Origin of the sequence: Erythrobacter sp. R86502 (assembly GCF_042466465.1) — a bacterium.
Classification (GTDB): domain Bacteria; phylum Pseudomonadota; class Alphaproteobacteria; order Sphingomonadales; family Sphingomonadaceae; genus Erythrobacter.
Genome location: NZ_JAXHCJ010000001.1, coordinates 2,482,632 through 2,508,862, shown reverse-complemented (window position 1 = coordinate 2,508,862; position 26,231 = coordinate 2,482,632). Strand labels below are relative to the sequence as shown.

Annotated in this window: 26 protein-coding genes; 15 read left to right on the top strand and 11 right to left on the bottom strand. The window is 64.2% G+C overall.

Translation table 11 applies throughout. The annotated features are described in order from the left end of the window. Positions 1 to 22 precede the first annotated feature (22 nt). From SJY33_RS12095 to SJY33_RS12085, 3 genes are all read right to left on the bottom strand, one after another. Complete coding sequence (locus SJY33_RS12095) at positions 23 to 1,156, bottom strand: glycosyltransferase family 4 protein (RefSeq protein WP_379923017.1); 1,134 nt, start codon at positions 1,154 to 1,156, stop codon at positions 23 to 25. Next, on the bottom strand, positions 1,153 to 2,064 hold the full coding sequence (locus SJY33_RS12090; protein ID WP_379923016.1) for a UDP-2,3-diacylglucosamine diphosphatase: 912 nt from the start codon (positions 2,062 to 2,064) through the stop codon (positions 1,153 to 1,155). The genes SJY33_RS12095 and SJY33_RS12090 overlap by 4 nt, the downstream gene beginning before the upstream one ends. Before the next feature lie 146 nt (positions 2,065 to 2,210). Further along, a complete protein-coding gene (locus tag SJY33_RS12085; protein ID WP_379923589.1) occupies positions 2,211 to 3,197 on the bottom strand; it encodes an NAD(P)H-quinone oxidoreductase in 987 nt (328 codons plus the stop codon). 135 nt (positions 3,198 to 3,332) lie between these two features. On the opposite strand from SJY33_RS12085, the gene SJY33_RS12080 reads away from it, so the two are divergent. From SJY33_RS12080 to SJY33_RS12065, 4 genes are all read left to right on the top strand, one after another. Continuing rightward, complete coding sequence (locus SJY33_RS12080) at positions 3,333 to 3,551, top strand: DUF1192 domain-containing protein (RefSeq protein ID WP_379923015.1); 219 nt, start codon at positions 3,333 to 3,335, stop codon at positions 3,549 to 3,551. Between the two features lie 130 nt (positions 3,552 to 3,681). Further along, positions 3,682 to 6,039: an ATP-dependent Clp protease ATP-binding subunit ClpA gene (gene clpA / locus SJY33_RS12075; RefSeq protein WP_379923014.1), complete on the top strand. Its 2,358-nt coding sequence runs from the start codon at positions 3,682 to 3,684 to the stop codon at positions 6,037 to 6,039. Between the two features lie 279 nt (positions 6,040 to 6,318). Continuing rightward, on the top strand, positions 6,319 to 6,465 hold the full coding sequence (locus tag SJY33_RS12070) for a hypothetical protein (RefSeq protein WP_379923013.1): 147 nt from the start codon (positions 6,319 to 6,321) through the stop codon (positions 6,463 to 6,465). A 71-nt stretch (positions 6,466 to 6,536) separates the two neighbouring features. After that, positions 6,537 to 7,541, top strand: a complete 1,005-nt coding sequence (locus SJY33_RS12065; protein WP_379923012.1) for a ligase-associated DNA damage response exonuclease — start codon at positions 6,537 to 6,539, stop codon at positions 7,539 to 7,541. A 19-nt stretch (positions 7,542 to 7,560) separates the two neighbouring features. Here SJY33_RS12065 and SJY33_RS12060 read toward each other — a convergent pair whose 3' ends face one another. Beyond that, on the bottom strand, positions 7,561 to 7,884 hold the full coding sequence (locus SJY33_RS12060) for a hypothetical protein (RefSeq protein ID WP_379923011.1): 324 nt from the start codon (positions 7,882 to 7,884) through the stop codon (positions 7,561 to 7,563). A 110-nt stretch (positions 7,885 to 7,994) separates the two neighbouring features. Between SJY33_RS12060 and SJY33_RS12055 the strand changes: the two genes are divergently transcribed. Continuing rightward, positions 7,995 to 9,593 carry a cisplatin damage response ATP-dependent DNA ligase gene (locus tag SJY33_RS12055; protein WP_379923588.1) on the top strand — a complete coding sequence of 533 codons (1,599 nt, stop codon included), beginning with the start codon at positions 7,995 to 7,997 and terminating at the stop codon, positions 9,591 to 9,593. 80 nt (positions 9,594 to 9,673) lie between these two features. Further along, entirely contained in the window at positions 9,674 to 9,973 is a 300-nt protein-coding gene (locus tag SJY33_RS12050; protein ID WP_379923010.1) for a (2Fe-2S) ferredoxin domain-containing protein, read from the top strand. Here the strand turns inward: SJY33_RS12050 and SJY33_RS12045 are convergent. From SJY33_RS12045 to SJY33_RS12025, 5 genes are read right to left on the bottom strand one after another with little or no spacing between them, the layout of a single operon-like run. Further along, entirely contained in the window at positions 9,970 to 10,545 is a 576-nt protein-coding gene (locus tag SJY33_RS12045) for a gamma carbonic anhydrase family protein (RefSeq protein WP_379923009.1), read from the bottom strand. The genes SJY33_RS12050 and SJY33_RS12045 overlap by 4 nt on opposite strands. Then, positions 10,542 to 11,090, bottom strand: coding sequence for a GNAT family N-acetyltransferase (locus SJY33_RS12040; RefSeq protein ID WP_379923008.1), 549 nt, complete (start codon positions 11,088 to 11,090; stop codon positions 10,542 to 10,544). Before SJY33_RS12040 ends, SJY33_RS12045 begins: the two co-directional genes overlap by 4 nt. Beyond that, positions 11,087 to 11,653 (bottom strand): GNAT family N-acetyltransferase, encoded by a 567-nt coding sequence (locus SJY33_RS12035; protein WP_379923007.1) that lies wholly within the window; start codon positions 11,651 to 11,653, stop codon positions 11,087 to 11,089. Before SJY33_RS12035 ends, SJY33_RS12040 begins: the two co-directional genes overlap by 4 nt. Beyond that, on the bottom strand, positions 11,646 to 12,641 hold the full coding sequence (gene hemB, locus SJY33_RS12030) for a porphobilinogen synthase (RefSeq protein ID WP_379923006.1): 996 nt from the start codon (positions 12,639 to 12,641) through the stop codon (positions 11,646 to 11,648). The genes SJY33_RS12035 and hemB overlap by 8 nt, the downstream gene beginning before the upstream one ends. Positions 12,642 to 12,686: 45 nt before the next feature. Continuing rightward, positions 12,687 to 14,540, bottom strand: coding sequence for a M23 family metallopeptidase (locus SJY33_RS12025; RefSeq protein WP_379923005.1), 1,854 nt, complete (start codon positions 14,538 to 14,540; stop codon positions 12,687 to 12,689). A 271-nt stretch (positions 14,541 to 14,811) separates the two neighbouring features. Here SJY33_RS12025 and SJY33_RS12020 point away from each other — a divergent pair, with 271 nt between their 5' ends. The 7 genes from SJY33_RS12020 to SJY33_RS11990 all read left to right on the top strand — a co-directional run bounded on the left by SJY33_RS12020 (position 14,812) and on the right by SJY33_RS11990 (position 21,158). After that, the gene (locus SJY33_RS12020) at positions 14,812 to 17,481 is read left to right on the top strand and encodes a helicase-related protein (RefSeq protein ID WP_379923587.1); all 2,670 of its coding nucleotides are present in this window, start codon (positions 14,812 to 14,814) and stop codon (positions 17,479 to 17,481) included. Continuing rightward, a complete protein-coding gene (locus SJY33_RS12015; RefSeq protein ID WP_379923004.1) occupies positions 17,481 to 17,843 on the top strand; it encodes an RNA-binding S4 domain-containing protein in 363 nt (120 codons plus the stop codon). The genes SJY33_RS12020 and SJY33_RS12015 overlap by 1 nt, the downstream gene beginning before the upstream one ends. A gap of 10 nt (positions 17,844 to 17,853) precedes the next feature. After that, positions 17,854 to 18,192: a ferredoxin FdxA gene (gene fdxA, locus SJY33_RS12010; protein ID WP_379923003.1), complete on the top strand. Its 339-nt coding sequence runs from the start codon at positions 17,854 to 17,856 to the stop codon at positions 18,190 to 18,192. Positions 18,193 to 18,249: 57 nt separating this feature from the next. After that, positions 18,250 to 19,047, top strand: a complete 798-nt coding sequence (locus tag SJY33_RS12005; RefSeq protein ID WP_379923002.1) for a YihY/virulence factor BrkB family protein — start codon at positions 18,250 to 18,252, stop codon at positions 19,045 to 19,047. A 224-nt stretch (positions 19,048 to 19,271) separates the two neighbouring features. Beyond that, positions 19,272 to 19,805 carry a CarD family transcriptional regulator gene (locus tag SJY33_RS12000; protein ID WP_379923001.1) on the top strand — a complete coding sequence of 178 codons (534 nt, stop codon included), beginning with the start codon at positions 19,272 to 19,274 and terminating at the stop codon, positions 19,803 to 19,805. A gap of 143 nt (positions 19,806 to 19,948) precedes the next feature. Continuing rightward, positions 19,949 to 20,782, top strand: coding sequence for a head GIN domain-containing protein (locus tag SJY33_RS11995; protein ID WP_379923000.1), 834 nt, complete (start codon positions 19,949 to 19,951; stop codon positions 20,780 to 20,782). Between the two features lie 40 nt (positions 20,783 to 20,822). After that, positions 20,823 to 21,158, top strand: coding sequence for a hypothetical protein (locus SJY33_RS11990; protein WP_379922999.1), 336 nt, complete (start codon positions 20,823 to 20,825; stop codon positions 21,156 to 21,158). Here the strand turns inward: SJY33_RS11990 and SJY33_RS11985 are convergent. Continuing rightward, positions 21,155 to 22,072: an L-threonylcarbamoyladenylate synthase gene (locus tag SJY33_RS11985; protein WP_379922997.1), complete on the bottom strand. Its 918-nt coding sequence runs from the start codon at positions 22,070 to 22,072 to the stop codon at positions 21,155 to 21,157. The two genes, SJY33_RS11990 and SJY33_RS11985, sit on opposite strands and share 4 nt — an antisense overlap. 74 nt (positions 22,073 to 22,146) lie before the next feature. Here SJY33_RS11985 and SJY33_RS11980 point away from each other — a divergent pair, with 74 nt between their 5' ends. Together SJY33_RS11980 and SJY33_RS11975 are read left to right on the top strand one after the other, a co-directional pair. After that, complete coding sequence (locus SJY33_RS11980; protein WP_379922996.1) at positions 22,147 to 23,889, top strand: acyl-CoA dehydrogenase; 1,743 nt, start codon at positions 22,147 to 22,149, stop codon at positions 23,887 to 23,889. Between the two features lies 1 nt (position 23,890). Continuing rightward, positions 23,891 to 24,712, top strand: coding sequence for a DUF815 domain-containing protein (locus tag SJY33_RS11975; RefSeq protein WP_379923586.1), 822 nt, complete (start codon positions 23,891 to 23,893; stop codon positions 24,710 to 24,712). Here SJY33_RS11975 and SJY33_RS11970 read toward each other — a convergent pair. Continuing rightward, positions 24,709 to 26,190 carry a PQQ-dependent sugar dehydrogenase gene (locus tag SJY33_RS11970; RefSeq protein WP_379922995.1) on the bottom strand — a complete coding sequence of 494 codons (1,482 nt, stop codon included), beginning with the start codon at positions 26,188 to 26,190 and terminating at the stop codon, positions 24,709 to 24,711. The genes SJY33_RS11975 and SJY33_RS11970 overlap by 4 nt on opposite strands. Positions 26,191 to 26,231: the final 41 nt, after the last annotated feature.

The window sequence follows — 26,231 nt, the reverse complement described above, 5'->3', positions numbered from 1 at the left end:
GAAACGGCAAGCAAACCTTGATTCAGGAGGCTGAAGGCGCTGACAGCGATACCGTGTGCGCTTCGTCCAGCGCGGCCAGACCTGACAAGAACTGCTGGGTGGCGGCATCCCACGAATAGCTTGCGCCATAGGCAGCGCACGCGTCGCGGTCGCAGTAACGCGCCGCATCGATCGCGCGGGTAAGGTCTTCGGAAAGCGCGCCGACCGCGTCGGTCACGATGTCGAGCGGCCCTGCCACCGGAAAGGCCGCCACGGGCGTGCCGCAGGCCAATGCTTCGATCATGACAAGGCCGAAGGTGTCGGTGCGGCTTGGAAACACGAAGACATCAGCGCCGGCATAGCACCCCGCCAGCGCAGCCCCGCTGCGCTTGCCCAGAAACACCGCGTCAGGGAACTGCGCCTGCAGCCCCGCCCGCGCCGGACCATCGCCAACCACTACCTTCGTGCCCGGATAGCCGCAGGCGAGGAACGCCTCGATATTCTTCTCAACCGCGACCCGGCCGACATACAGCAGGATCGGCCTTTGCAGATCGGCATATTCGGGCTGCGGCGGCGCATTAGGGGTGAAACAGGCCAGATCCACTCCGCGGCTCCAATGCGTCAACCGGGTGAGGCCCTGTTCGCGCAGCTGCGTGCGGATCGTTTCGGTAGCGACCATGATCGTTTCGGCGGGCCGGTGAAACCAGCGGATATAGTGCCAGAAAAGGCTGGCTGGCAGCCCGGTGCGGCGGGCAAGATAATCGGGAAACTGGGTGTGATAGGCGGTGGTGAATGGCACCTTGCGCCGTAGGCAGTACCGACGCGCCGCCAGACCCAGCGGGCCTTCGGTCGCGATATGCACCGCGTCGGGCGCTATCCGCGCCAGCTGGCGCCCAACCCCGCCCGGCAGGGTCAGCGCCAGCCGGATTTCGGGATAGGTGGGCGCAGGGACCGAACGGTAATCTTCGGGCGAGATCACGGTAACGTCGTGGCCCCAGCTTCGCAGCACCTCGCACGTGGTCGACAATGTGCGCACCACACCATTGGTCTGCGGATGCCAGGCATCGGTGACGATCGCGATGCTGGTGGGCGGTGCCGCCGGCGCGCGCGAAAGATTGAAGGGCGCGCGGCCCAGCGGCGCGGCGCCATCGAAAACCATCTTGGTCTGCCGGTTCACGCCGCCTCGCGTGCGGAGGGCGGCGCATCGGCATCGTCCTGCGCGGTTGCCGCAACTTCGCGGCGCTTCATTTCTTCGGGCCAGTGCAGGATTTCCATGCGCCCGTCGTGGTGTTCGACCAGCGCGTTGCAGCCTTCCACCCAGTCGCCATCGTTCCAGTATTCGACCGGCTTGCCGTTGTGTTCGAACATGCGGAATTCGGCGGTGTGAATATGCCCGCACACAACCCCGTCAACACCGCGCTCCCCTGCGGCGCGGGCGACGACTTCTTCATATTTGCCGATGAATTCGACCGCGTTCTTGACCTTGTGTTTGGCCGCCTTGGACAGCGACCAGTAAGGCTTGCCTAGCCAGCGCCGCACCGCGTTGACGGTGTGGTTCAGCTTCATCATCAGATGATAGGCATGGTCGCCCACAAAGGCGAGCCAGCGGTGCGATAGCATCACGGCATCGAATTCATCGCCATGCAGCACCATCAGTCGCCGCCCATCGGCGGTGTCGTGGAAGGCGGCGCGGCGAATTTCGATCCCGCCGAAATTGAGGCCTGTGAACTGCCGGAACATCTCGTCGTGATTCCCGGGAATATACACCACCCGCGTTCCGCGCCGTGCGCGCTTCATGATCCGCCACACGATGTCGTTGTGCGCGGCGGGCCAGTAGAACTTCTTCTTCAAGCGCCAGCCATCGATGATGTCACCGACCAGATACATGGTCTCGCTGTCGACATGGTCGAGAAAATCGATCAGCAATTCGGCATTGCAGCCCTTGGTTCCCAGATGCACGTCGCTGATCCAGACCGTGCGGTAGGACCGGCGCTCAGCACTTTCGGGTTCAGGGATGCGCGGCGGCGACAGGGGAAAGCTGGCAATATTGTCGCTGATGATGTCAGTCAGGTCGGCAGCCGTCATGCGAAATCCCCGGAGTTCCTGTCGCTGGCGCAGGGTGTGACAGCGAAATGTTACAGGGGACTCACAGACAGGTGACGGTTCGGGGTCAGTTTCCGGTCAGAGCTGCGTCAATTGATCGCCGCATCGCCGGGGCGCCTTCATCAAGGTCAGCCCCCCGCCACTTCGAGCACGATCTTGCCGATATGGTCGCCCGCTTCCATCCGCGCATGCGCGGCGGCGGCCTGCGCCAGCGGGAAAGTGCGATCCATCACCGGCGACAATTCGCCATCGGCGAACAGCGGCCACGCATTGTCGGCGATTTCGTCGGCCAGCGCCGCTTTGAACGCGTCCGAACGCGGGCGCAGCGTCGATCCGGTCAGCGTCAGCCGCTTCATCATCACCACCGCCATGTTCAGATCGGCCTTCGCGCCCCCCAGCACCGCGATGGTGACGTGGCGGCCATCATCGGCAAGGCATTTCATGTTGCGCGCCACATAGTCGCCCGACACCATGTCGAGCACCACGTGAACGCCCTTGCCCTGCGTATGCTCCAGCACCGCTTCGACAAAATCCTGATCGCGGTAGTTGATCGCAAAATCGGCACCGATCCGCGTGGCCGCAGCGCATTTCGCATCGTCTCCGCAGGTCACGATCACGGTAAGGCCGAACGCCTTGGCGAGCATGATCGCCATCGTCCCGATGCCGCTGGTGCCGCCGTGGATCAGCACGCTTTCACCATCGCGCGCCAATCCGCGCTCGAACAGGTTGTGCCACACGGTGAACAGCGTTTCGGGCAGGGCTGCCGCTTCGGACAGCATCATGCCTTCGGGAACAGGAAGGCAATGCTGCCAATGCGCAGCGCAATATTCGGCATAGCCGCCGCCGGGGGTGAGCGCGGCCACATATTGGCCGATCATTTCGCGCGGAACCTCGGACCCGACCGCGACGATCTCGCCCGAAACCTCCAGCCCCAGCAGCGGCGAAGCCCCCGGCGGAGGCGGATAGGCACCGGCGCGCTGCAGGCAATCGGGTCGGTTGACCCCGGCATAGGCGACGCGGATCAGCACATCATCAGGCCGGACCCGCGGCAGCGGCGATGTCTGTATCGCCAGCACGTCGGGCCCGCCCGGAGCGTCGAAACCGACAGACTGCATGGTCTCGGGCAATTGGGCCCCCGTGCCTGCGATCATTTCTTCCATCCCCCACACCGTCGTACGAACCCTTGTGGCAGCGCGAATAACCGTCTCACCGATTGACAGCAAGCCGCTTGGGCATGATGCTGCATACCAATGGAAGAACCCGATCGCCCCCGGCCCAGCGGAGACGCGGCAACTCGCCTTGCTGGTGAGGATCTGGCCCCCTATTCGCAGGGCGAGCTGGATGAACGGATTGCGCTGCTGAAAGCAGAGATTGCACGCGTTTCAGCCCACCGCGAAAAGGCCGCCGCCCACCGCGCCGCGGCCGATGCGCTGTTCGGCAAACGCGGTTCGACCGAGGCCGGCGGATGATCCGTACCGTATCTTTCAGCGTATCGTCCTTAGGGGATTCGCAATTTGCCCGGCCCATCCCATATTGTCGGAAACTGGCTTCCCCCGCTCGCTCGCCACGAGCACCCTCCCGCAGATAGAGGCCTCTCCCATGCCCAGCTTTGCCCAGAATCTCGAACGCACGCTGCACAACGCACTCGGCAATGCGTCTGAACGGCGGCACGAATATGCCACGCTCGAACACCTGCTTCTGGCGCTGATCGATGACGAGGACGGGGCGGCCGTAATGGCGGCCTGCGGGGTCGATCTGGCGGAACTGGGCGAGGTGGTGAAGCAGTATCTCGATCAGGAATACCAGAGCCTCAAGACCGAAGACGGCGCTGATCCCCAGCCCACCGCGGGATTCCAGCGCGTGATCCAGCGCGCGATCCTGCACGTCCAGTCTTCGGGCAAGGACACCGTCACCGGCGCCAACGTGCTGGTCGCGCTGTTTTCCGAACGCGACAGCTACGCGGTCTATTTCCTCCAGCAGCAGGATATGAGCCGGCTGGATGCGGTCAGCTTCATCAGTCACGGCATCGGCAAGGGCGGCCGCCAGGTCGAACCCAAGAACGCAGCCGGAACCGACAAGGCCGAAGAACCCGCACAGACCAAGGATGCAGGCAGCAGCAAGAAGGAAACCGCGCTCGACCAGTTCACGGTCAACCTCAACGCGCGCGCCGAAGCGGGCAAGATCGATCCGCTGATCGGCCGCGGGCCGGAAGTCGACCGAACGATTCAGATCCTGTGCCGCCGTTCCAAGAACAACCCGCTCTACGTGGGCGATCCGGGCGTGGGCAAGACTGCAATTGCCGAAGGTCTGGCGCGCAAGATCGTCGAAGGCGATGTGCCCGAAGTGCTGGCGCCGGCGGTGATCTATTCGCTCGACATGGGTGCGCTGCTGGCGGGCACGCGCTATCGCGGCGATTTCGAGGAACGGCTGAAGCAGGTCGTCACCGAACTCGAAGCGATGCCGCATGCGGTGCTGTTTATTGATGAAATCCACACCGTGATCGGCGCCGGCGCGACCAGCGGCGGGGCGATGGATGCCTCCAACCTCCTGAAGCCCGCATTGTCGAGCGGCGCGATCCGCTGCATCGGTTCGACCACTTACAAGGAGTTCCGCAACCACTTCGAAAAGGACCGCGCGCTGCTGCGCCGGTTCCAGAAGATCGATGTGAACGAACCCACAATCGAGGACACGATCAAGATCCTGAAAGGTCTGCGCAGCGCGTTCGAGGATCACCACAAGGTGAAATACACCCCCGACGCGATCAAGACCGCGGTGGAACTCTCGGCGCGCTACATCAATGACCGCAAGCTGCCCGACAAGGCGATCGACGTGATCGACGAGGTTGGCGCGATGCAGATGCTCGTTCCCCCGAGCCGCCGCAAGAAGACCATCACCGCGCGCGAGATCGAAATGGTGATCGCGACAATGGCGCGCATCCCGCCCAAGTCGGTCAGCAAGGACGACAAGAAAGCGCTCGAAAACCTCGAACGCGATCTGAAGCACGTCGTCTTCGGGCAGGACGAGGCAATCCAAAGGCTTTCGACCGCGATGAAGCTGAGCCGTGCGGGCCTTCGCGATCCGGACAAGCCGATTGGTTCGTTCCTGTTCAGTGGCCCCACCGGCGTCGGCAAAACCGAGGTTGCACGTCAGCTGGCGAACATCATGGGGATCGAGCTCAAGCGCTTCGACATGTCGGAATACATGGAGCGTCACTCGGTCAGCCGCCTCATCGGTGCGCCTCCGGGCTATGTCGGCTACGATCAGGGCGGCCTCTTGACCGATGCGATCGACCAGAACCCGCATTGCGTGCTGCTGCTTGACGAAATCGAAAAGGCCCATCCCGATCTGTTCAACATCCTGTTGCAGGTGATGGACAACGGCCGCCTGACCGATCATCACGGCAAGACGGTCGATTTCCGCAACGTGGTGCTGATCATGACCACCAATGCCGGCGCATCGGATATGGCGCGCAGCGGGATCGGGTTTGGCGATGTGTCCAAGGCCGATGCCGGGACCGAAGCGGTGAACAAGATGTTCACCCCCGAATTCCGCAACCGTCTGGATGCGATCGTGCCCTTCGCTTATCTCGGCAAGAGCATCGTCGCCCGTGTGGTCGACAAGTTCATCCTCCAGCTGGAATTGCAGCTGGCCGAACAGAACGTCCACATCCAGTTCGACAGCGATGCGCGCGCATGGCTCGGCGACAAGGGCTATGATAAGCTCTACGGCGCGCGCCCGATGGCTCGCCTGATCCAGGACAAGATCAAGCAGCCGCTGGCTGAAGAACTCTTGTTCGGCAAGCTTGCCGAAGGCGGCGAGGTGCATGTCACGGTGAAGGACAACAAGCCAAGCTTTGAAATGACCCCGGCCCCGCCCAAGGTAAAGCTGGCCAAGAAGTCCGCCTCGCGCAAGAAATCGGCCACCCGCAACACCGAAGCGGAAACCGACGAAGGCTGAGCCTGCATCAATGAACACTATCGCGGGCGCGAAGGGGCATACCTTTCGCGCCCGTTTTCTTGTGCGCGCTTACGCCCGCGCTCTGCATCGGTTCGCCTGTCCCAAGTCTTACCGCAAAATGACCCACCCTTACCGTATAGAAGCGGGATTGCCTTAGCGTTTGCCGTGCGGCAGCTTGACGATTGTAGAGCAGTCATGGGCGCGCTGCGGGTTTCCCCCCACCCCTTCGATCTCGCCGCGCCCATGGCTGCCCTGCTCAGGTCGTCGCAAGGATTTACAATGGTCGCCACCAAACTGAAGTACGAAACGCCGCGCCTTCACACGCTCGGCACACAACCGGAATCCTTTATGGCACACGCCAGCCCCGCCATGCGGCAGGCCGTCATGGAGCTTCAGCGGGGCACATTGCAGCAGCGCCGCTTCTGATCCCGCAGCGCATCACCCGGCCGCTGTAATAGGGCTGGAAAGTCGCGGCCCGGCTTCCCACTTTCTGTTCCATGACAGCCGAACGCGCATGGATACGGCCCGAGCCGCATGGCATCCACATTGTCCCTGCGGACATCTGGGTCGATCCGTCGCGTGCGGTGCCGCGTGCACTGGTGACGCACGGCCATGCCGATCACGCGCGCGGGGGGCATGGCGAAACCATCGCAACACCCGAAACGCTGGCGATCATGAAACTGCGCTACGCCACGTGCGCGGGCGCAAGGCCTGCCGCCTATGACGAGCGCGTGGATCTGGGCGGCGGGGTCTTTGCAACCTTTTTGCCCGCAGGTCATGTGCTGGGAAGCGCGCAGATCCTGCTCGAACATGCGGGCGAACGGGTCGTGATCACCGGCGATTACAAACGCGTGCCAGACCCCACCTGCGCGCCGTTTCAGGTGACGCCGTGCGATATTTTCATCACCGAAGCGACCTTCGGCCTGCCGGTCTTCACCCACCCGCCCATCGGCGAGGAGATTGGCAAGCTGATCGATGCACGTGCCGAAAATCCGGATTCGTGCATTCTGGTGGGCGCCTATGCCTTGGGTAAGGCCCAGCGCGTCATCGCCGAATTGCGCGCTGCCGGACATACCGATACGATCTGGCTGCACGGCGCAATGGAGGCGATGTGCCGGCTTTATGAGGAGCACGATGTGCCGCTGGGCGATCTGCGGCTGGTGGCCGATGCCACCAAGGACCAGATGCGCGGCCATATCGTTATCGCGCCGCCATCGGCGCTTAATGACAGGTGGAGCCGCCGTCTGCCCGATCCCATCACCGCGATGGCCAGCGGCTGGATGCGCGTGCGCGCACGGGCTCGCCAGCGCGGCGTGGAACTGCCGCTGGTCATCTCCGATCACGCCGACTGGAACGAACTGACCCGCACGATCCGCGAAGTGAACCCGCGCGAAACCTGGATCACGCATGGCCGCGAAGAAGCGCTGCTGCGTTGGCATGAACTGCATCAGCGCCGCGCACGCGCGTTGGCGCTGGTTGGATACGAGGACGAGGATGACTGACACCCTCGTCCCCGGTCAATCAGGCCGGCGTGATCGCAGCCAGATCGGCAGCAATCTTTTCCAGCATGTCATCGGTGATCATCCCTTGCGAAAAGGGAGCGACCGCCTTGAGGCTGAGCGTCTTGAACTGTTCGTAGGCGGGATGCTGAGCCAGATCCTGCCCGCCGAAATGCTTGACCAGCACGGCCTTCGACCGTTCGTCGGCCATCAGCGTTTCGATCGGCGTGTCGATGGTGAAAGCGGCGGCCGTGGTGGTTGCGGCGGCGGCGCTGTCATCGGCAAAGGCCGGAGCGGTCAGCGCCGCGGCGGCCAGACCCAGAGCAGCAAGCGGAATGAACTTCATACAGGCGGTTCCTTGTTGAAGACGCGCAAGCGTGCAGCGTCGGCGCAGCGCTTTAACCGATCCGCATGGCGCTGCAATGAATGGATGGACCAACAGGTGCGGCGCGGCTGATGGAAGAATTTGCCGCCCTGCTCGATGCGCTGGTCTATACCACCAGCCGCAACCGCAAACTGGCGCTGATTGCGGCCTATCTGCGGTCTGCCCCCGATCCCGATCGCGGCTGGGCGCTGGCAGGTCTGACCGACGGGCTGGATTTTCCTGCGGTCAAATCATCGACCATCCGCAACCTCATGATGGAACGCGTCGATCCGGCGCTGTGGGCGATGAGCCGCGATTTCGTAGGCGACACCGCCGAAACCGCCAGCCTGCTGTGGCCCGAACCGGAAGATGCCGTGCCCCAGCCCCCGCTGTCGGTGGCCGAAGTGGTCGATCGGCTCAGCGCGCTCACCCGCGCTACGGCGCCCAAAGAACTGCCCGGCTTGCTCAGCCGGATGGATGCCAAGGGGCGATATGCGCTGATCAAGCTGGCGACCGGCGGAATGCGTGTGGGCATTTCGGCGCGACTGGCAAAGGTTGCGTTTGCGCAGGCGTTCGATGTGGCGGTGGAGGAGGTCGAGGAATACTGGCACGCGCTGTCGCCGCCCTACACCGAACTGTTCGCATGGGCGGCCGATGGCGGGCCCGCGCCCGATCTGGCCGGCGTTCCGCGGTTCCGCCCCTTCATGCTGGCGCATCCGCTGGAAGACGGCACGGTCGATCTGAAGGATTACGCGGCCGAATGGAAATGGGACGGCATCCGCGTGCAGCTTGTCCGCACCAGTGGTCAGACGCGGGTCTATTCGCGATCGGGTGACGATATTTCCGCGACATTTCCCGAACTGCTCGATGTGCTGCCGATGGACGCCGTGCTCGATGGCGAATTGCTGGTGCGCGGGACGATTCAGGGCGGCGAAGCCGGCGGAGCGGCCAGTTTCAATGCGTTGCAGCAACGTCTGGGCCGCAAGACGGTATCAGGCAAGATGCTCAAGGAGTTTCCCGCCTTCGTGCGGCTTTACGATGTGCTGCTGCTCGATGGCGAGGATTGGCGCGATCAGCCGTGGAAGTCGCGCCGCGCAACTTTGGAAACGCTGATGGCGCGTCTGCCCGCCAGCCATTTCGATTTGTCCCAACTGGTCGACGCCGAAGATTTCACCGCGCTCGCCGCGATCCGCGATACTGCGCGCGACGAGGCGATCGAAGGCCTCATGCTCAAGCACCGGGACAGCCCCTATGTCGCAGGCCGCAAGGTCGCCCTGTGGTACAAGTGGAAACGCGATCCGCTGCTGATCGATTGCGTGGTGATGTACGCCCAGCGCGGCAGCGGCAAGCGGTCAAGCTTCCATTCGGATTTCACTTTCGGCTGCTGGGATGGCGATCCCGACAGCGGCGCAGAACTGCTGCCGGTGGGCAAGGCCTACACCGGCTTCACCGATGCCGAGCTGAAGCAGCTCGACAAGTTCGTGCGGCAAAACACGCTGAACCGCTTTGGGCCGGTGCGCGAAGTGAAGCGTGAACTGGTGTTCGAAGTCGCGTTCGATTCTGTCCATTCGAGCAAACGCCACAAGAGCGGCCTCGCGATGCGTTTCCCCCGCATTCATCGCATCCGCTGGGACAAGCCCGCACACGAAGCCGATCAGCTCGAAACGCTGAAGGCGCTCATCAAGGATTAGAGCGGTGTGCCGCAGAAGGTTGCGCTCGGCGCGGTTTGCGGCGCACGGAACCAAAGCATCGCTGTGCCGCTTCCCCCGTCATGAAAACCAACATCCGTTCCAACTGGTCGCATGCCGTGCTGGTGTGCAAGAAATGTTCGAAGAAGCTGGAAAAGAAAGGCCGCGGGTTTGGCCCCGATGATAAACGCCTGTCTGCTGCGCTCAAACGCGAGCTGGGTGCGGGCAAGGGTCGCAAGGCGCAGGTCGGCGTGATCGAAGTGCCCTGCCTTGATATTTGCCCCAAGGGCGCGGTCGTGGTGATCGACAGTCGCCGCCCGCGTGACTGGCGCATCGTCTCTCCCGATGCGCCGTTTGCCGATGAGGTCGAACCGCTGCGTTAAAGTGCGGCGGCCACCGCGGCTGCGTGCACCTTGGCGTTTTCGGCATAGTGCATCACGCCTGCGCGCATGCCCATGATGGCCGCCTCGCTCAAATCCTTCATCTTGACCGCCGGACGCCCCGCCCACAATTCGCGCGCGCCCATCACCTTGCGTTCGGTCAGCATTGCCCCGGCAGCCAGCATCGCATCGCTGCCTACCACCGCCTTGTTCATCACGATCGCCCCCAGCCCCACAAAGCCGCGATCCGCGATGGTGCAGCCATGGACCATCGCCATGTGACCGATCAGCACATCATCGCCGATGACAAGCGGGCAGCCATCGGGATCGCCCGGGCGCGGCGGATCGCAATGGAGAATGCTGCCGTCCTGCACATTGGTCCGTTCCCCGATACGGATGCTGAAGACATCGGCGCGCAGCACGCAGTTGTACCAGACCGATGATCCCGCGCCGATCTCGACATCGCCGATGATGGTGCAACCGGGCGCGATAAAGGCGGTGTCGTGGATGCGCGGAGCTTTGCCGTTGATCGGGATGATGTTGACGCCGGGGCGTTCGGGGGCACGTGTCGTCATTGCTGATTCTCCCATTGCGCGCGGGTGATGGCATATTGAATGATCGGTTCGGGATCGGCGGGATCGCGGAAATCAAGATCTTCACGCCGCTGCATGCCGAGCTTTTCCATCAAGCGCCAGCTTGCGGCGTTCGCTTGGCAGGTCAACGCCACAAGACATGGCGCTCCGTGAACGGCAAAACCCCAGTCCACCACTGTACGCATCGCTTCGAGGGCATAGCCTTGTCGCCAGCAATCTTCGCGCACCAGCCAGCCGATCTCGTGATCGCCGGGATTGGGAGCCAGAGGATGCATGACCCGTCGCATCCCGCAATGGCCAACAATTGCGCCGGTGCTGCGGGCCTGCGCCATCATGAAACCAAATCCTTCGGCGGCAAAGCCCGCCCGCGACTGGGCGTGTTTGGCGGCGATGATGTGGCGGGGCTGCACGCCGCCCAGATGCGCCATGATGGCGGGCGTATTGAACAATGCCATATGCGCATCCAGATCAGCTTCGCCAATCTGGCGCAGCACAAGCCGCTGCGTGGTCAGGACAGTTTGCGTCACGCGGCTTTTTGCCAACCCTGCTGCGTGATTGCATAAGCGATGATGCGCGGGTTGTCGGGATCGAAATCGGCATTGTCGAAATCAAGGTCCGCGCGGCGCTGCATCCCCAGACGCTTCATCAGGCCCCAGCTTGCCGTATTGCCCTGAACGGTCAGCGCGATCACTTCAGCCGCGCCAAACCGGTCAAACGCCAGATCAAGCGATGCGGCCGCAGCCTCCTTTGCATAGCCCTGCCCCCAGGCATCTTCGCGCAAACGCCAGCCCACTTCCATCATTCCTTGAGGCCCGCCTTTCTGATTGGAGCGTTTCAACCCGCAAAAGCCGAGCAGCGCGGCGTCCTCCCGCCGTTCGACCACCCAAAAGGTATGCCCATGATCGCGCCGATAGCCTTCCAGCCGTTCACGCACCGCTGTGCGCTGGGCCGGATCGGCCACCCCGCCCAACCAACGCATCACGGCCGGCGTATTGATTCCGCGCCAGAACGCGTCCCAGTCCCCATCTTCCCAATCGCGCAGCACAAGCCGCGCCGTTTCGTGGCGGAAAGCCCCTGTGGTGTCAGCCATTCAGCAACCTTGCGACATGCGCCGCGTGATAGGTGAGCACCCCGCTGCACCCGGCGCGTTTGAAGGCAATCAGCTTTTCCATCACCAGCGCATCACGGTTGCCGATCCCGGCGGCTTCGGCGGCTTCGATCATGGCGTATTCGCCGCTCACCTGATAGGCGAACACGGGCACGTCAAACCGCTGTTTCACGCGGTAGATGATGTCGAGATAGGCAAGACCGGGCTTCACCATCACGCTGTCCGCGCCTTCGGCAATGTCGAGCGCCACTTCGCGCATCGCTTCATCGGCATTGGCGGGGTCCATCTGGTAGGATTTCTTGTCACCCTTCAGCAGCCCGCCGCTGCCCACCGCATCGCGGAACGGGCCGTAGAAGGCGCTGGCATATTTGGCGGCATAGGACATGATCTGCACGTTGGGATGCCCGTTCATCTCCAGCGCGCGCCGGATCGCGCCGATGCGGCCATCCATCATGTCGGATGGCGCGATGATGTCCGCGCCGGCGTCGGCCTGATTGACCGCCTGATCCACCAGCATCGCGACGGTGTCATCGTTGACGACATACCCCGCATCATTCACCAACCCGTCCTGCCCGTGCGAGGTATAGGGGTCGAGCGCCACGTCGGTCAGCACGCCGATGCTGTTGCCGCACGCGTCCTTGATCGCCCGGATTGCCTGGCACATCAGATTGTCGGGGTTGTGGGCTTCGGCGCCATCATCGGTCCGAAGCGCACGCGGGGTGTTGGGGAACAGCGCGACCACCGGAATGCCGAGCGCGATCGCTTCCTTGGCGCGGGCCACGATCCCATCGACCGACCAGCGCGAAACCCCGGGCAGCGTCGTGATCGGTTCTTCAACGCCGCGCCCCGAGGTAATGAACAGCGGCCAGATCAGATCAGCCGGGGTCAGCAGCGTTTCACGGTGCAGCGTGCGGCTCCATGCCGATGCACGGGTGCGGCGCAGGCGGGTGTTGGGATAATGTCCGGTCATGCACCGGGGCTTACGCCCAATCCGCGGCGCTTCACAACCCCTGCGTTACAGCGTCGAAGACGGCGCCCCCGTGCGCGCCATATCCACCTTTTCGATCTCGCGGACAGGTTCCTTCACCTCGGTCGGGAGCGGGGTCAGGTCCATGAGCGCGGCGCCGGGCTCGATGTCCTTGAGGCGGATCAACTGGCGCCGGAAATCGATCAGCTCGGTGCCGGAAAGCTCGGCACGGGTGACAAAGGCGACGCTGGCGGGATTGATCGCGCGGCCGCCACGATACATTTCGTAATGAAGGTGCGGGCCGGTGGAAAGACCAGTCGATCCGACATACCCGATCACCTGACCGCGCCGCACCTGCTGGCCGGCGCGCACCGCCATCTGGCTCATGTGGCAGTAGCGGGTCGACAAGGCGCCGCCGTGCTCGAGCCGCACCGCGATGCCGCATCCGCCCGACCGCCCGGCGCTGGTGACCCGGCCATCGCTGGCTGCGACAATCGGTGTGCCGTGGCGCGCCTTGAAATCCATGCCAGCGTGCATCCGCCTGTAACCCAGGATCGGGTGACGCCGCATTCCGTAATTCGACGTGATCGGCCCCGGCACCGGCGCGAGCAGACCGCGGCGCTGTTCGCCCACACCCGACGCTTCGTAGAAACGCCCTTCGCTGCCCCACCGCATCAATTGCGTGCGGGCGCGGCCGCCACGGTCGATCCCTGCATACAGCAATTGTCCCGCCTGCCGTTCACCGGTCGCGGCGCGGCGATAGGCGATGATAATATCGAATTCGTCCGACGCGCCGACTTCGCGGTCCATGTCGATCTGCGCGTCGAGCGCTTTGAGATATTCCTGCACGGCGCTGGCCGGAACGCCTGCCTGCCGCATCGAACGGTACAGACTGGTACCCACCAGACCGCGCACCCGCAGCGGGGTTTCATCGACGCGGATAATGTTGCGTTTCAATGCGAGCGGCCCTGATGGCACAACCGGCGTGCCGTCTTCCATCAGGACGCCGACGCCGGGACGGGTAAGCTCAAGCTCCAGATCGAAGCGCGCACGGAACGCCAGGCTGTTGAGCGGGCGCGGTTGGCCCGGTGCGGGGCGGCGCCCCAGCAGCAGGTCCATTTGCGTACCTGCAGCAAGGTCGCCCACCGCCACGGCCTGCCCGACAAGGGCGGCAGCGCGATCGACGTCACCGGCGGCGACACCCGCACGGCGCAGCATCGAGGCAAAGGAATCGCCCGGCGCAAGCGTCACGACCATCTGAATCTGCGGGCGTTCGGGCGCGCTCTTGAGCGGGATCACCGCTTCGGTCGGGCCCATGCGGCGCCCGCTATCACCGCCAAGGGCCAGCGGCAGGATCATCTGACTGCGCATTTCGCTGGTTACATCGTCGTCCTGCGGCATCGCGGGGCGGGCTTCCAACGGGGTCAGATCAGGCCAGAAGGCCAGCGCCGCCACGCCCAGACCTACCATCGTCCCCAGTCCGCGCAGCCAGCGGCGGCTGCCGATGTTTTCGGCAAGGTCGGGTGCCAGATCAAGCCGATCGAACCACCGCGAGGCGTCCTGTCGCCAGTTTTCATACCGCGATGCGGCATCGCGCCATCGTTCGGCAAACCGCCGCCGGGCCTTTTGCCCTGCGGTGGGCGGCTTGAACTGCCGCGAATTGCGCAGATAGGGGGCAAGACCGCGCATCGTTTCGGCATCAACCGTTTCGGGTGGCACGGCTTCGCGCTCAAACCTGTTGGCCGAGGGATTTATTCCAGACGCGTCGTCTGGAACGCTGCCGGACGCATCGTCGGGCTGTGCCCCGTCCATCAATTTGCGCGCATCATCCAACATCACTGCCCCGAAGGCCGCACCCTTACCGAAAGGTTCACTGTCCGGCCAGCGCGCGCCATGTCGCATTTCTTTGCCCGATCATAGTAAATGCACGGTTAACCCACGATCAATCGTATCAACGACGCGACCAGACGTTGCGCTTATACGCCGCTGCAATGCGCGCATGGTCTTGCCCCGCCGAAGCAAGCCTGACAGAACCCCCGCCATAGTGCCTGCTCCCCCGCCTGCTCGCCTTGCTGCCCTGCGCGGCGTTTCCGCCAATCCTGCGCAGGACGCGCGCGTGCGGGCGGTGCTGGGGCCGACCAACACGGGCAAGACGCATCTGGCGATCGAACGCATGTGCGGCCATTCTAGCGGCATGATGGGGTTTCCGCTGCGGCTGCTGGCGCGCGAGGTGTATGACCGGGTGCGCGCCATCAAGGGGGACAAGCAGGTTGCGTTGATCACCGGAGAGGAGCGGATCGAACCACCCGACGCGCGCTATTTCCTGTGCACCGCCGAAGCCATGCCCCGCGTCAGCGGGCAGCACGCCTTTGTCGCGATCGACGAAGCGCAGCTGGGCGCCGACCCTGAACGCGGGCATATCTTTACCGACCGTTTGATGAATGTCCGCGGGCGCGAAGAAACGATGATCCTGGGTTCGGCCACGCTGGAACCGATGGTCAAGGCGCTGATCCCCGGCGCCGAAATCACCACCCGCCCACGCTTTTCCACGCTGTCGCACGCGGGCGTGTGCAAGCTGTCGCGCCTGCCCAAACGATCAGCCGTGGTCGCCTTTTCGGTCGAACAGGTCTACGCTATGGCCGAAGCATTGCGGCGGTTCAGGGGCGGCGCGGCGGTGGTGATGGGCGCGCTGTCGCCCGAAACCCGCAACAAGCAGGTCGCCATGTTCCAGTCGGGCGAGGTCGACTACATCGTCGCCACCGATGCGATCGGCATGGGGCTGAACCTTGATCTCGATCACGTCGCCTTTGCCGCGCTTTCCAAGTTCGACGGACGCCGCAAGCGCCGCCTGACCCCATCGGAAATGGCGCAGATCGCCGGGCGTGCCGGACGCCATCAGCGCGATGGCACCTTTGGCACGCTGTCGGGAACGGGCAAAGGCGATCCGGGCGAACCGCTCGCCTTCACCGATGAAGAAGTCTACGCGGTCGAAGAACACAAGTTCGCGCCGCTCACCCACCTGTTCTGGCGCGATGCCACCCCACGTTTCGATTCACTGCGCACACTGATCGCCGATCTCGAAGCACGTCCCGACCACGCCGTGCTGCGCGCCGCGCCCGAAGCGATCGACATGGCGGTGCTGCGCCGGCTGGCTGACGATGACATCGGCCGCAGCGTGCGCGGTGCCGGAAGCGTGCGGCGCTTCTGGGAGGCGTGTTCGCTCCCCGATTTCCGCAATCTGGGGGTCGAACAGCACGCGCGGTTTGTCGCACGCTTGTGGGATGACCTTGCCCAAGGCTATCTGGGCGCGGATTTTGTCGCTGCGCGCATCGCGGAACTTGACCGGATGCAGGGCGACATCGACACGCTGCAGGGCCGGATTGCGGCGATTCGCAGCTGGGCGTATATTTGCCAGCGACCCGATTGGGTGCTGGCGCGTGACGAAATGGCGGCGCGGGCTCGCGCTGTCGAGGCGAAACTTTCGGATGCGCTGCATGCGCGGCTGACCGAGCGTTTCGTGAACCGAAGGACGACTCTCTTGATGAAATCGCTGGGGCAGGACGCAAGCGCGCTGCCCGTCACGCTCGAACCCGATGGCCAGCTTACCGTTGAAGGCGAAAGCATCGGCCGGTTGGAAGGCTTCCGCTTCCATGTCGACCCCAACGCCGGGGTCGCTGACCGACGGATGCTGCTGGCGGCGGGGGAAAAGGCTTTGCCCGCCCTGCTGGCTGAACGCGCCGATTGGCTGCTGTCGCAAGGCATTGCCGAACTGGAAATCAGCGGCGGCGCGATCCGGTGGCAAGGGCGTGCCCTGGCCGACATCAGCTTTCCCGGTCAACCGGGCGCGGGCAATTTTGGCGCGCCGCGTCTGGCGCTGAGCCGCGATCTGGCGCTGCTGCCCGAAGCGGCCAAGACAAAGCTGGAAGCCGGGTTGACGCAATGGCTCGACAGGCAGCTGGAACCGCTGGCTCCCTTGCGCAAACTGGCCGAAGCCGCGCGCGATCCCGAAGCCGGATCGCAGGCGCGTGCGCTGGTCATCACGCTGATCGAAGCACGCGGGGTCATCAGCCGCGAGGATGCCGGGCTGGAACACCTGCCCAAGGACATGCGCCCTTACCTGCGCAAACTGGGCGTTACTTTCGGCGCGCTCGACATTTTTGCAGCGCCTCTGCTCAAGCCCGCTCCCCGGCGGCTGCTTCACGCGCTCGGCCTTGATCTGCGCCCGGTGAATGATGCGATGCTGCCGGTGCTTGCAGAGGGCGGGTGGGCCAAGGGCCGCTTGCCGGCCGGGTATCGCTATGCCGGTAGCCAGGCGATCCGGGTCGATCTGGCCGAGAAGATCCTGCGCGCCGCTTTTGATGGGCGAGCGGTGGCTGCAGCCCTGCACCCCAAGGAACGCAACCGCGCCTTCCGCGTCGATCTGTCGCTCGCGGTCTCGATCGGTCTGGAAGCGGAGAACGCTCGCCGCCTTCTGGGCAGTGCCGGCTTCCGCTGCGACAAGGCGCGCACGCTTCCCGAAGGCGCATTCGGCCCGCCCGCACCCGATCGCTGGCACTGGCGCCCGCGCCGTCCACAGGAACAGGGGCGCGAGCGTGATGATCGCGCCGCAGACCGCCGCACCGACCGCGCGCCGCAGCAGCGCCGCGCACGGCGCGACGATCGCGATCGGACAGAACGCAGCGCCCCTGACGCGGCGCAGGCCAAGGGCAAACCTCGCGATGACAAGCGCCCGCAGCGCCCCGCCCGCCCCGGTCCCAAGGGGCCGCCCCGCCCCGTTGCAGACACTGGCCCGGCACGCGCTGGCGGCGCCTTTGACAAGCTGGCAGACCTGCTCAAGGGCTGATGGCGAGCGGCACGGGACAATCGATCCGGGCGGACCGGCTGCTGGTCTATCTGAGGCTCGCCCGCACCCGCTCTGCCGCGATTACGCTGATCGAAACTCACGCTTTGCGCCGCAACAGAAAGCATGTGCTGCGGGGCGCAGAACAGGTGCGTATCGGGGATGTGCTGACTTTGGCGGTGGGCCGCAGCGTGCGGGTGATCGAACTTGTGACCATCCCCGACCGGCGCGGCACGCCATCCCAGGCGCGTTTGCATTACCGCGATGTTGACGCCGAGGGTCTTGACCCTAAAGCGCAAAACGCCATAGCAGCATCGCCTCTCACCGCGGGCCTTGTGCCCGACGATTCCGAAGACCGCTTTTGAAAGAGCCGCAATGACTTACGTCGTCACTGAAGACTGCATCAAGTGCAAGTACACCGATTGTGTGGAAGTGTGCCCGGTCGATTGCTTCTATGAAGGCGAAAACATGCTGGTGATCAATCCCAGCGAATGCATCGATTGCGGCGTGTGCGAACCCGAATGCCCCGCCGAAGCGATCCTGCCCGATACCGAAGACGGGCTGGAAAAGTGGCTTGAGCTGAACACGCAATATTCGGCCGTCTGGCCCAATATCACCAGCCAGAAGGCCCCGCCCGAAGATGCCGATGCGCACAAAGGCGAAAAGGACAAGTTTGAAAAGTACTTCACCGAAGAGCCCGGCGACGGGGATTGATCCATACCTTATGGGCGCGCCGAGGGAACCTCTGGCGCGCCATTCGGTAATTAGGGCATGGTCCCTGTCATTGCTTCATTGAAAGCCGGTTGGTCGCGTTCCAGCGACAGCAATGCCGGCCTGATCGCCGCCGGAATCGCCTATTACGGTTTTCTGGCGCTTGTCCCGATGCTGGCGGCTGCGATCCTGACCTATGGTCTGGTGGTTGAGCCTTCGGTGATTGCCGAACATGGCAACAGCTTGTCCCGCACGCTTCCGGGCGGCGCGGGCGAATTGGTTGCAGGCCAGCTGGACAATGTCGCAGCGCGCAACAAGGGCAGTTCGGGCCTTGGTCTGATGCTTGCCATCGCGCTTGCGTTGTTCGGTGCGCGGGTCGCCGCCGGCGCTTTGATTACCGCAATCGACATGGCTTTTGCGATCAAGCAAGACCGCGGCTTTATCGCTTCCAATCTGCTGGCGTTGGCGATCACCTTTGGCGCAGTGCTGGCGCTGGGCCTGATGGCGGGGATTACCACGCTGGTTTCTACCGTGCTGGCGGGCAGCGGCGGCGCCTTTGCCAGTTACGTGCTGGTCGGGCTTGCCGGATTTGGCGGCGCCTATCTTGCCTACCGCGTGTTGCCGCGGCGCGATGTCGTGGGACGGAACGCGGCAATGCGTGGCAGCGGGCTGTTTGCGTTGGGCTGGCTGGCTGCCAGCATAGGTTTCGGTTTTTACGCCAGCAATTTCGGCAATTACGATGCCACCTACGGATCGCTGGGCGCGGTGGTCGTGTTCCTGACCTGGCTCTGGCTGAGCGCGTTCCTGCTGCTGCTGGGCGCGCATGTCGCGGCCGCCAGTGCGCCCGATGCGGACTGAAACGCGGGACTCGCAATTTTGTTGCTGACGTGTTATATACCCTTGCAACCGCGCTGAGCTTTTAACAGGCGCAGGACGATAACCAGGAAGGCCGCACACCCCCCGCAACTCCACGTTTGGATAATCTTTGACCCGGCGCATGCATCTCCCTTCGCAGGAGGTGATCGTCACCGGGTGGATTGTCCTTCTCAGGATTCCGGGCAGGCTTATAGAAAGGATCTTGCATGGCAAGCACCGCAAACGCATTCACCGTTGGCGATTATGTTGTCTACCCGAAGCACGGCGTAGGCCGCGTGATCGAGTTGCAGAAGGAAGAAATCGCCGGAATGCAGCTGGAACTTTACGTGCTGCGTTTTGAAAAGGAGCGGATGACGCTCCGGGTGCCCGTGGGCAAGGTTGAAGCGATCGGAATGCGCAAGCTTTCGTCGGACAAGACGTTGAAGCAGGCAATGGAAACCTTGAAGGGCAAGCCCAAGGTCAAGCGCACCATGTGGTCGCGCCGCGCACAGGAGTACGAAGCGAAGATCAACTCGGGCGACCTTGTGTCGATTGCCGAAGTGACCCGTGATCTGTTCCGCCCCGAAGACCAGCCCGAACAGTCCTATTCGGAACGTCAGATTTTCGAAGCTGCATCCAGCCGCCTCGCCCGCGAACTCGCGGCGATGGAAGAGACGGATGAACCGACCGCGCTGAACAAGATCCTCGACGTGCTGCGCGAACACGCGCCGCAATATTACGACAGCGCCGAAGAAGCATAAGCCGCGCGTCGCTGCGAAACCAACAGGGGCCGTCCTTCGGGGCGGCCCTTTTTGTATGCGCGCAGGCGATCGTGCCGCGCACCGCTTGCAGCGGTTTGCTTGGTGTATTATAACGGCAATACGCTTTCGGGAGAGATGTTCACATGTTCAATGCTTTGTCCGCCGCACGTGTCGCTGCACCATTGCTGGCGCTTGGTGCCACGCTTGGTGGATGCGAACAGAATATGCTGATCAACGGGCAGGAAGGCGTCCCCCTCGCCGAACTGGAAATCGCCGGCCCGCCGCCGACCGATGTGGTGCTGTCGTCAGGTGACACGGTGATCCTGACCAATGGCAACACCTTTGCTATCACTGTGGAAGGCAGCGACACAGACAGCCTGCGGTTTGTCCGCGACGACAAGGTGATTGGCGTCACCCGTGAAAGCGGCTGGAACGGCAAAGGAACCGCGACAATCCGCATCACCATGCCGCCGCCGGAAGATGTCATCATTGCCGGAAGCGGCACGGTCAGGGCGCAAAACCTTGCCAGCACATCGGAAATCACCATTGGCGGATCGGGCCTGATCGAATTCGGCGCAGTGGCTGCGGAAAAGCTCGGGATCAATATCGGCGGCAGCGGCACTGTCAGGGGCGCGGGCACGGCACGCCGGCTTGAAGTGAATATCGGCGGTGCGGGTGATGTTGAAATGCCTTCGCTCAAGGCAGACAACGCCGAGGTAAATATTGGCGGAACGGGCGATGTCGCCTTTGCATCGGATGGCGAAGTCAGCGCCACGATTGCGGGCGCAGGCGATGTAAGGGTTTCGGGCGCCGCAAAATGCGCCGTTGAAACCTTCGGTTCGGGCGCCCTCACGTGCACCCCGACAAGCGCCGCTGCCGCCGCACCCGCTGCGATCCCGGCCGATATGCAGGTGCCCCAGGCGCCGATGGTGCCCGTAGGCCCGGCAGTACCCGCAGCGCCCAACCGCGCACAATAGCATTTGCCTTATCGCAAGGGGCGCGCAACATAGGGCCACCATGCGTGCGCTTCCCCTTGTGGCCCTCGGCCTTGCCTCGCTCGCCCTGCAGGGGTGCCTTGCCCGTGCTGCGGCGGATGTCGTCACCTTCCCGGTCAGGGCTGTGAGCAAGGGGGTCGATCTGGCCACCACCAGCCAGTCCGAAGCCGATGAGAATCGCGGCAGGGAGATTCGCAGGCGCGAAGAACGGCTTGGCAAGCTGGAACGTGAATTCGACAGACAGGCCGAACGCTGTGCCGATGGCGATGATGCAGCGTGCGAGGAGGCGCAGGCCATTCGGGCCGAGATAAAGGCGTTATTGCCGGGGGTTCCGACCGAACCGCAGCGGCGCGATTAAGCCGCCGCCCGCCGCAACCGATCATTGACCGCGCGGCCTATACCTTCATCGGGCACCGGGGCGACCGCGATGCGGGGTTGCGGAGCGCGTGCGGCTTCGTGCAGGGCAGCGTAGAGGCGCGCTGCGGCCTCGTTGCAGTCACCACTTACTGACAGCGTTACAGCGCCGCTCACAGCGCCGAAACCGATCAGGAACTCGTCTGCCGCGGCCTCGCGGGCGTTCAGTCGTACAGGCTTGCCCGGCGCATAGTGGCTGGCAAGCTGGCCCGGAGCCTCGATAGCCCCGCCCGTGTGCGGTGCGGCGATCTGAAGCGGGCCGGGGCGCAGTTCTTCGACCCGGCCATCAGCGCGCACTGCGACGATGGTGGATTCAACCCCCGCCGTGGTGGGCCCGCCGTCCAGCACCATATCGATCCGCCCCTGCAGGGAAGCGAGCACATGGTCGCTCGTCGTCGGGCTTATAAAGCCCGAACGGTTGGCCGATGGCGCAGCAAGCGGGATGTTCATTTGCCTGAGCAGTGCCTGCATCACCGGATGCGCCGGTACGCGCAGCGCGACCGTGGCAAGGCCTGCCGTGACGGCATCGGCCAACCCGGCATCGGCCCGGCGCGGCACCACCAGCGTCAGCGGGCCGGGCCAATACGCCTCGGCCAGCGCGCAGGCTTCGGGCGTGAACGCCCCATACCGCGCCGCCTGCTCAAGCCCTGCGACATGCACGATCAGCGGATTGAAATCCGGGCGGCCCTTGGCGGCATAAATCCGCGCTACCGCCTCGGCACTGTCGGCCCGCGCCGCAAGCCCGTAAACCGTCTCGGTCGGCACCGCGACAAGGCCCCCCGATTCGAGGATTCGCGCCGCTGCTGCGATCCCCGCGGCATCTGCCAGCACCACTTCCGTAACGTTCTTGCCGCTCATGCCCCCGGCGCTATATTCAAACCCCAGCGCTGCCAAGTGCGAACCCCTTTCCTCCACGCAAGGACGCCCCCAAAGTGACCCCCTTTACCCCGCCGACCGCCGATCAGCTGCTCGCCATCCGCGTCAATGCCGGGATCGACGAGCTGGCGACCCACGAACGCTTTGCCCATGCCGAACCCGATCTGGTCGAAGCCATCGTCGAAGGCGTGGGGCAGTTTGCGGCCGGAGAATTCGCCCCGCTGAACCGCATCGGCGATCTGGAAGGCGCCAAGCTGGAAAATGGCGTGGTGCGCCTGCCCGACGGATTCGATGCCGCCTACAAGGCCTATGTCGAACAGGGCTGGAACGCGATCGCTTCGCCCGTCGAACATGGCGGACAGGGCCTGCCCTTCACATTGTCGTGCAACGTGCTCGAAAACCTCGGCGCGGCAAACATGGCCTTTACGCTGCTCCCCATGCTGAGCGTCGGCGCGATCGAGGCGCTGGAGCATCACGGGTCGAACGACCAGAAGGCGATGTATCTGCCCGAGCTAGTCAGCGGCGCATGGTCCGGCACGATGAACCTCACCGAACCTGCGGCGGGCAGCGATGTCGGCGCGCTGCGATCGACTGCGGAACCCATCGAGAGCGGCGAACATGCTGGCAAGTACAAGATCACCGGGCAGAAAATCTACATCACCTGGGGTGAGCACGATCTGGCCGAAAACATCATTCATCTGGTTCTGGCACGGCTTCCCGACGCACCCGAAGGATCGCGCGGCATTTCGCTGTTCGTGGTGCCCAAATATCACGTGAACGCCGATGGCAGCCTTGGCCCGCACAATGATCTGCGCTGCGTCAGCATCGAACACAAGCTGGGCATCAACGCCTCGCCCACCTGCGTGATGTCCTATGGCGACAATGGCGATTGCATTGGCGAGTTGGTGGGCCACGAAAACAAGGGCCTCGCCGCGATGTTCACGATGATGAACAATGCGCGCATCAATGTCGGCAATCAGGGCGCGCAGATTGCCGAACGCGCCACGCAGCAGGCGCTTTCCTATGCGCGTGACCGGGTGCAATCGGCCCGCGCCGGTTCGCCCGACAAGACTGCGGTCGCCATCATCGAACACCCCGATGTGCGCCGCATGATCCTGCGCATGAAGGCGCTGACCGAAGCCAGCCGCGCCTTGCTGTATTACTGCGCCGGGCAGGTCGATCGCGGCAATCTGGGCGATGATGCTGCCCGGGCCCGCGCCGAAATCGTGGTGCCGCTCATCAAGGCATGGGGCACCGACATCGGCGTCGAAGTCGCCGGGATCGGCATCCAGATTCACGGCGGTATGGGCTTTGTCGAGGAAACCGGCGCAGCGCAGCACTGGCGCGATTCGCGCATCGCTCCGATCTACGAAGGCACCAACGGTATCCAGGCGGCCGATCTTGTCACCCGCAAGCTGGGCCTTGGTGGGGGCGAGGCCATGGTGTCCCTGTTCGAAACCATCGCCCGCGAGGCGGCATCCGAATATGCGCTTGCCGCGCTTGCGATGGATTGCGCGCACGTGGCGCGTTGGATGCGCGACGAGGCGAGCCTGGATGACAGGCTGGCCGGCAGCGTCCCGTTCTGCACGATGGCTGCGGTCTGCGTGGCGGGGTGGCAGTTGATGAAACAGGCCGAAGCCGTCGCTGCGGGCGCATCGCCCGAACTCGCCGCGACCAAGCCGGTGACGGTGCGGTTCTTCCTCGACCGGATCGTGCCCGAAGCCGCCGGGCTCAAGGCAGGCGCTGTGGCAGGGTCAGACCTGCTGTACGCACTACCCACGGCTGCTCTGCTTGGCTGACATGCCCCCTACGCAGCAGGCGCTGGAGAGGATCGCCGCCGCGTTGGAGCGGCTCGCCCCGCCTGCGCCGCCGCCGACCGATTGGCTTGGTGCGCCTGCCTACGTGTGGGATGGCATCGCGGTGCGGGCTGTGCCGGCGCTGGAGGCCTTGCCGCTGGATGCACTGCACGGGATCGATGCGCAGAAAGTTGCGCTGCGCGACTTGTGCGATCGGTTGGCACGCGGCGCGGCGGCGCATGACGCCTTGCTGTGGGGCGCCCGGGGCATGGGCAAATCGGCGCTGGTGCGCGCCTGCGTGGCCGATGTGCAACGCACCCAACCGCAGGCGTTGGCGCTGGTGCAGATTGCGCCTGACGCGCTGTCAGGCTTTCCCGCGCTGGTGGCAGAGCTGGACCGCCATCCCCGTGCATTCCTGCTGTTCATCGATGATCTTGGATTTGACGCCGATGGCCGGGCCGCGGTGCTGGCGCTCAGAAGCCTGCTCGATGGGGGTGCGGTGCCCCGCCCGCCGCGCATCCGTGTGGCGGTGACAGCCAACCGCCGCGCGATTGTCGAACGCGAGGATACCAGCACAGCCATTCATGAACGCGACGAACGTGACGATGCGCTGGCGCTGGCCGATCGTTTCGGGCTGACATTAGGGTTCCACCCGGCGGACCGGGAAACCTATCTCGCCATCGTCGCAAGCTATACCGCGCCGCTGGGGCTTGCCTTCGATGCCGAGGAGGCGATGGCCTTCGCGATTGCGCGGGGCAACCGGTCGGGCCGCACCGCGCGGCAATTTGCCACCGAACTGGCCGGGCGCGCTGGCCTGCCGCTTTAGTTGGCGGGCTGACGCGCCTGCTGTTCGCGCAGGTAGTCCGCTTCGAAATCAGCCTGCGGATCGCGCAGCGCACGTGGCGGCAGCGGTTCGCCCTGCAGGGCGGCGATCGCGGGCGCGGGCTTGGCGGTGGGCGAAATCACCCGCCAGATGATTCCGGCGGTATCGTCCGACACCAGCAGCGCCCCGTCGCCTGCCCATTCAACCCAGGTGGGGCGGCCGCGGGTGGTGTCATCGCCCGTCAGGAACCCGGTGAGCACCGGTACCGGCTTGCCCACCGGATTACCCAGATCATCGAAGTCCACATACACCACGTCGTAACCCGACATGGGTTTGCGGTTCCACGATCCATGCCGCGCGATGAAGGCGCCGCTCGCAAAGGCATCGCCCATCCGGCTCCCCTCGCGTGAGAACACCAGTCCCAGCGCCGCGACGTGCGGGCCCAGCGCGTATTCGGGATTGCGCACATACTCCATCAGGAACCGCGGCATCGGCGCCTTGACCCGGCGGTCGATATTGGTGCGGTAATAGACCCAGGGCCAGCCGTACTGCGCGCCCACCGGGACATTGGTAAGATAGTCGGGCACCAGGTCGCTTCCCAGCATGTCGCGTTCGTTCACGGTGGTCCACAGCTCCCCGGTCCAAGGGCTGAAATCCATACCGTTGGGATTGCGCAGGCCTGCGCCGAACTGGCGCTGGCGGCCGCGGGCCAGATCATATTCCCAGATCATCGCGCGGCCTTCTTCAACCGCCATGCCCTGATCGCCGATATTGCTGACCGATCCCACCGCGACATAAAGCGCCTGTGCATCGGGGGAGAGTTCGACATTGCGCATCCAGTGACCGCCGCCTGCGGGCAGATTCATCAGCTTGCGCGGTGCCCCGCTGACGCTGGTGCTGCCCAGTTCGTAAGGGAAGGCCAGCAACGCGTTGTGGTTGGCAACAAACAACGTGCCATCCTTCCAGGCCATGCCCGACGGCGAATCCAGCCCCGCTTCCAGGATCACCTCCTTCACTTCGGCGCGGCCATCGCCATCGGCATCGCGCAGCAGCACGATCTGATTGGGCGATTCGCCTGCCGCTCCGGCGCGGGAGAACAGGAAGCCTTCGATCCATCCGCGGATCGTTGCCATGATGCCGGAACTGCTGCCTGTGCTGGCGGGCGCACGGGTCAGCGCGACCAGCACATCGCCATTGGGCAACGCAAACAGCGTGCGCGGATGATCCAGCCCTTCGGCAAAGCGCACGACCGCCAACCCGGCGGCGGGTGTGGGCGCTTCGCCATCGGCCCAGCCTACCGGCTCGGCGATCTGGACGGTGGGGAAGGTTTGCGCATCGCCTTCCTGCAGGATCGGATCGACCCCCGCGACCTCATCGACCGCCAGATCGGCGGTGTCACCGCGGGCAAGGAAGAACAGGGCGATGCCTACCAACAGAATGGCGACAACAACAGCGATTGCGATTTTGCGAAAAAGAGCCATGTGACGCGAGATATAGCCCGGCCGCCGATGCGGCAACCGAT